Below are 5,605 nucleotides of genomic sequence, written 5' to 3' on the forward strand. Positions count from 1 at the left end.
ACCGTCCGATGAATCCACTCAAACGCCCACCTTCAACATCACCAACAACACCAATTCTGGTCTGTTCAGTGTCGCCCCGGTGGTCAGTCCGTCGGGGGTGCTCACCTACACCGTCGCGGCCAACGCCACCGGCACGGCGGCTGTGACCCTGACCCTTAGCGATAGCGGCGGCACCAGTAATGGCGGTGTGGACACCAGCGCCGCGCAGACCTTCAACATCACCGTGAGCGGGATCAATGACGCGCCCAGTTTCACCGCCGTCAATCCACCCACGGTGAATGAGGATGCGGGCGCTCAGACCGTTCCCGGTTGGGCCACGTTCAATGCGGGGGCGCCCAGTGAGTCGAGCCAGACCGTGTTGGCCTACACCGTCAGCAATGTGAGCAATGCGCCCCTATTCACCGTGCCGCCTGCGGTCGATGCCAGTGGCAACCTCACCTACACCTTGGCGGCCAATGTCAGTGGTTCCTCCACCTTCGATGTGAAGGTCCAGGATGATGGCGGCACCGCCAACGGGGGTGTGGATGTTTCAGCTACACAGACCTTCACCCTCACCGTGAACGCCGTCAATGACACGCCGAGCTTCACCAAGGGGGCGGATCAGACCGTGAACGAGGATGCGGCTCCGCAGACCGTGGCGGGATGGGCCACCGCGATGTCCAAAGGCCCGGCGGACGAGTCCAGCCAAACTCTGACCTTCCAGGTTTCCAACGACAATACCGGCCTGTTCTCGGTCCAGCCGAACGTGGATGCCAGCAACGGCAACTTGACCTACACCCTTGCCGCCAACGCCAATGGTTCTGCCACCGTCACCCTCAGCTTGAAGGACAATGGCGGCACTGATAACAGCGGTGTGGATACCAGTGCGGCGCAAACCTTCACCATCACCGTCAACTCAGTGAATGACGTCCCCAGCTTCACCAAGGGGGCGGATCAGGCGGTAAACGAGGACGCCGGGCCGCAGGCCGTCGGGGGCTGGGCCACCAGCATCTCGCCCGGACCCGACAACGAATCGAGCCAGGCGGTCAGCCTCCATGTCTCCAATGACAATAACGCCTTGTTCAGCGCCCAGCCGTCGGTGGACGCCAACGGCAACCTGACTTACACATCAGCCGCCAATGCTAACGGGGTAGCCAATGTCTCCGTTCATGTGACCGATAATGGCGGCACCGACAACGGTGGCTCCGATACCAGCGGAGTCCAAAGCTTCGTCATCACCGTCAACCCGGTGGATGATCCACCAGTGGCTTTGGATGATGCTCCCACCCATGGTGAAGACGGCGGCACGATTGGCCTCAGTGTCATGGTCAATGACAACGACATTGATGGCGGCGCTAATTCAATTGTCAGCGTGACCCAGCCCACCCACGGCACCGTGATCAATAACGGCGGCTTGGTGAGCTACACGCCCGCCTCGAACTATTGCAACAGCCTCAATGGGACTGCCACTGACGACTTTACATATACCCTGTCGCCGGGCGGCTCCTCGGCGACGGTGAGAGTGACGGTCAATTGCGTGAACGACGCCCCGGTGGCTACCGGCAAAACCGCCAGCGCCCACACCCACATGAAAATCACCGGCCTGGGCGGCACGGCGGCGCTGACTTCCGGCGTGACCGACGCGGACCACGGCGTCAGCGGCTGTGTGGCCGGCTTCACCGTGAACAGTGTCGCGACCGGCGCCAACGGCACGGTATCCAACTTCAATGGCGGGTTCGGCACTTTCGACTTCGACCCGGCGGCGGGCTACGCGGGCAATGCCGCCACGGCCACCTACAAGGTCAGCGACAACGCCAGCACGGGCTGCCCCACGCCAGCTTCGAATAGCGCGGATGCCACCATCACCATCACCGTCAGCGGACCCGTGATCTGGTTCGTGGATAACACGAATGGCAACGACGGCAATTCGGGCGTGCTCAGCAGTCCCTTCAAGACCCTGAGCAAGGCCGCCAGCGTTGATAATTCCAGTCATCGGATATTCCTTTACAGCGGCACCTACACCGACGGCATCGCCCTGACAGACAGCGAGTCGCTGGTCGGCCAGGGAGCCAGCGGAACCGACTTCGACAACCTATTCGGGATTACGCCCCCGACGGGCACCATCGCCCGTCCCAGTGTGAATGGCACGCGCCCAACGGTGCAGAACACGGTCACGCTGAACAGCAACGCCGTGGTGAAAGGCTTGAACATTTCCACCTCCGGCGTGACCGCGCTGGCCGACCCGGTGGGCGCTATCACGGGGGTGACGGTGGGCGAACTCAACGCGGTGGCTTCCAATGCTCCGGCGGTGAATCTCTCCGACCTGACCACGGGCGGGATGACCCTGGGAACCACCTCGTCCACGGGCGCGGTGAGCGGGAACAATGTCAATCTCACCAATATCACCGGCACGGTTAATCTGGGCACGGGCACGCTGAGCGGCGCGACCGGCACGGCCTTCAACCTCAGTGGCGGCACCACGACGGTCAGCTACGGCGGCACGATTTCCCAGGCGGCCGCCAGCCAAGCGTTGTTGGCCGTGACCAACCACGCCACGGGCGCCCTGACCTTGAGCGGCAACCTGAGCGCCACCAACGGCACCGGGCTACAGTTCAGCAACGCCGACGGCGGCTATCAACTCAGCGGGACCGTCACCTTGAACGGCGGCGACGCGGGGATAGATGTGCTGTCGGGCAGCGGGGGAACGATCAACCTAAGCAGCGCGGCTTCGGCCATCACCAACCCCAGCGGGATCGCGGTGGCGATTGATTCGAGTACGCCGACCTTCACCTACGCGGGCAACATCACCAAAAACAACAACGCCACCACGGCCATTAACCTGACCAATAACGGCGGGAGCATCACCTTCTCGGGCGCGACCCATAGCCTGAGTACCAGCACGGCCACAGCGGTGAACCTGGACAATAACGACAACGCCAGCATTAGCTTCACCGGCGGCGGCTTGGGCATCACCACCACCAGTGGGGCGGGTTTCAATGCCATTAATGGCGCCACGGCCATCAACGTGACCGGCGGCAACAACACCATCAGCAGCGGCACCGGCACCGCGCTCAAGGTGGCGAGTTCCACCATCGGCGGCTCCGGGTTGACCTTCAAGAGCATCTCGGCCAGCGGCGGCGCCAATGGTATTCATCTCGACACCACCGGCTCCAACGGCGGACTCACCGTGACCGGGGATGGCAGCAATACCAGCGTCGGTGGCAACTCCACGGGGGGCACTTTGCAGGGCATGGTGGGTGGAGATGGCACCACCGCTGGCAATGCGGTCTACCTGAAGTCCACCAAGAACGTAGTGCTGCGTCGCATGACCATCGGCGGTACCAACCAGAACTACGGCATCAGGGGCAGTACAGTGGATGGCTTCACCCTGGAATATTCAACGGTGAACGGCACCAACGGAACGAACTATAGTTCCGCGCCCAACAACGCGGGCGAGGGCGCCATCTACTTTGGCGACTACGCACCAACCAATGGCATCGCGACTTCCGGGACGTTCACCAACAACAACATCAGCGGTGGATTCTTCCGTAACCTCTCGATTATCAACACGGCGGGCACCACGACGCTGACCTTCAAAGGGAATAATTTCGGCCTGAATCAGAACGTGAATCAAGCCAACCAGAGCTTGGCGGTGGAGGCACGCAATTCCGGGACCATCATCAACGCCACGGTCGGCGGGACACTGGCGGGCGAACCCAACACCTTCACGGGATCTCCCGGCGACCTGATTAATTTCACCGGCCAGACCGGCACCACGGTCAACGTCACCAGCTTCCAGAACAACTCGCTGTCCAACAGCCATGCCAAAAACATTATCAGCGGCGGCGGCGTGACCTTGGCGACCCAGGGCGTCATGACCTTCACCGACAGCGGCAATACCCAGACCGGCGCGGACGGCAGCGCCATCACCTTGCAGAAGGCCACCGCAGGAACCAACCTCAGTGGGACGATCAACAATCACACGATAGGCTCGTCGGGGGTCAGTGGTTCCGGGTCGAAAAGCGGCAATGGCATCTTCGGTTCCTTCGCCGGCACCGGCACCATCGGTCTGACGCTCACTAATAACACGGTGCGCCAGTACGGAGGCAATGGCGGTTTTTATTTCGACAATACCGGAGGCAGTTACACGGCCAACTTCACCATGACGGGTAACACCACTACGCAGCCTGGGGCCTCCTCCTTCACGGGATTGGCGATCACCAACGGCAGCCCCAGCTCCTCCGATACCATCAACGTCTGCGCCCGCATCGTGAGCAACGATTTCAGCGCTGGCGACCCGACCAATTCCGGCGACGTGTACCTGGGGGTCAGCGGGGCCGCCAGCGGCCACACGTTCAACCTGCCAAGCTATAGCGGCGGGGCGAACCTGACCAACGTGCAGAACTTCGTCAAAAACAACAACTTGAACTCGGCCACCACGGCGGTGTTCGCCTATAACGATTCGCCGGCCACGGCGGCGCAATTCACCGGCACCGGCACGACCTGCCCGACGCCCTAACCCATCAGGGCGCCAACGGTGTTTCACCGTGGGCGCCCCACCACTCTCACCAACCCGATTTAAGAGGAGGTATGCCATCCACCAAAGGATTCAAACCACATGGGCGATACGGGGGACGAGGAATCCATTGGCTTAACCCAGATTGCTTGGTCAACAATTCGAGATAACAAACCACTGAGTCATTCGGAGAACCACTATGGCGGAACCATTCCTTTCGGAAATTCGAATCATGAGCTTCGGCTTCCCCCCCAAGGGCTGGGCTTTATGCGACGGACAGCTTTTGCCCATCAACCAGAATCAGGGGCTGTTCTCCCTGTTGGGCACCACTTATGGCGGAGATGGCCGGGTGAACTTCGGTTTGCCGGACCTGCGGGGCCGGACTCCCATCCACATGGGTTCGAGCCACACGTTGGGGGAGCGGGGCGGTGAGCAAGCCCATACCCTCTCCATTATGGAAATACCCACCCACACCCACATGGCTTATGGCAGCAGTCAGCCGGCTGAGACTAACACGCCAACCAATTCGACCTTTCTTGGATCGGCTAGCAACGTCTACACCCCGGCGGCCAATCTGGTGGCGATGGCAGCCTCGGAACTGGGGAGCGTGGGTGGAAGCCAAGCCCACTTGAACATGCAGCCGTTTCTGACGCTCAGCTTCTGCATTGCCTTGCAGGGCATTTTCCCTAGCCAGACCTGAGCTGAGTTCAATAGGGATCGCCGTCTTGGCGCTGTTCCAAAACGGCTAGATGAGCTAGCCCCCCACATTAAGAGGAAAAAACCATGGCACAACCCTATGTCGGAGAAATTCGAATGTTCGCTGGAAACTTCGCCCCAGCGGGCTGGATGTTTTGCGAGGGGCAATTAGTACCGATTTCCGAGTATGAAGTCCTATTCAACCTGATAGGCACCACCTACGGCGGCGACGGACAGGAGAGCTTCGCCCTGCCGGACCTACGCGGTAGGCTGCCGCTGCATCAGGGCAATGGCTTCACCCTCGGGGAGACCGGCGGCGTGGAGGAGGTCACGTTGACGGTCTCCCAAATCCCGGCGCACAGCCATCCCATGCTGGCCTCCAACGACATCCCCACGCTCAGCAGCCCCCAGAAG

At 61.2% G+C, this 5,605-nt stretch carries 3 protein-coding genes; all 3 read left to right on the forward strand.

The genetic code is table 11. The annotated features are described in order from the left end of the window. A partial coding sequence (locus tag ACXWUF_RS17325; RefSeq protein WP_458503329.1) for a beta strand repeat-containing protein occupies positions 1–4,498 on the forward strand: 4,498 nt, incomplete at its 5' end. Between the two features lie 229 nt (positions 4,499–4,727). Next, positions 4,728–5,195, forward strand: a complete 468-nt coding sequence (locus tag ACXWUF_RS17330; protein WP_458496921.1) for a phage tail protein — start codon at positions 4,728–4,730, stop codon at positions 5,193–5,195. A 113-nt stretch (positions 5,196–5,308) separates the two neighbouring features. Continuing rightward, on the forward strand, positions 5,309–5,605 hold a 297-nt coding region (locus tag ACXWUF_RS17335; protein WP_458503330.1), incomplete at its 3' end, for a phage tail protein.

Source organism: Methylomagnum sp. (assembly GCF_054333355.1).

What these genes read in the sequence shown, in the direction of transcription:
- ACXWUF_RS17330 (WP_458496921.1), top strand. Translation starts at nt 4,728, where the DNA reads ATGAGCTTCGGCTTCCCCCCCAAGGGCTGGGCTTTATGCGACGGACAG.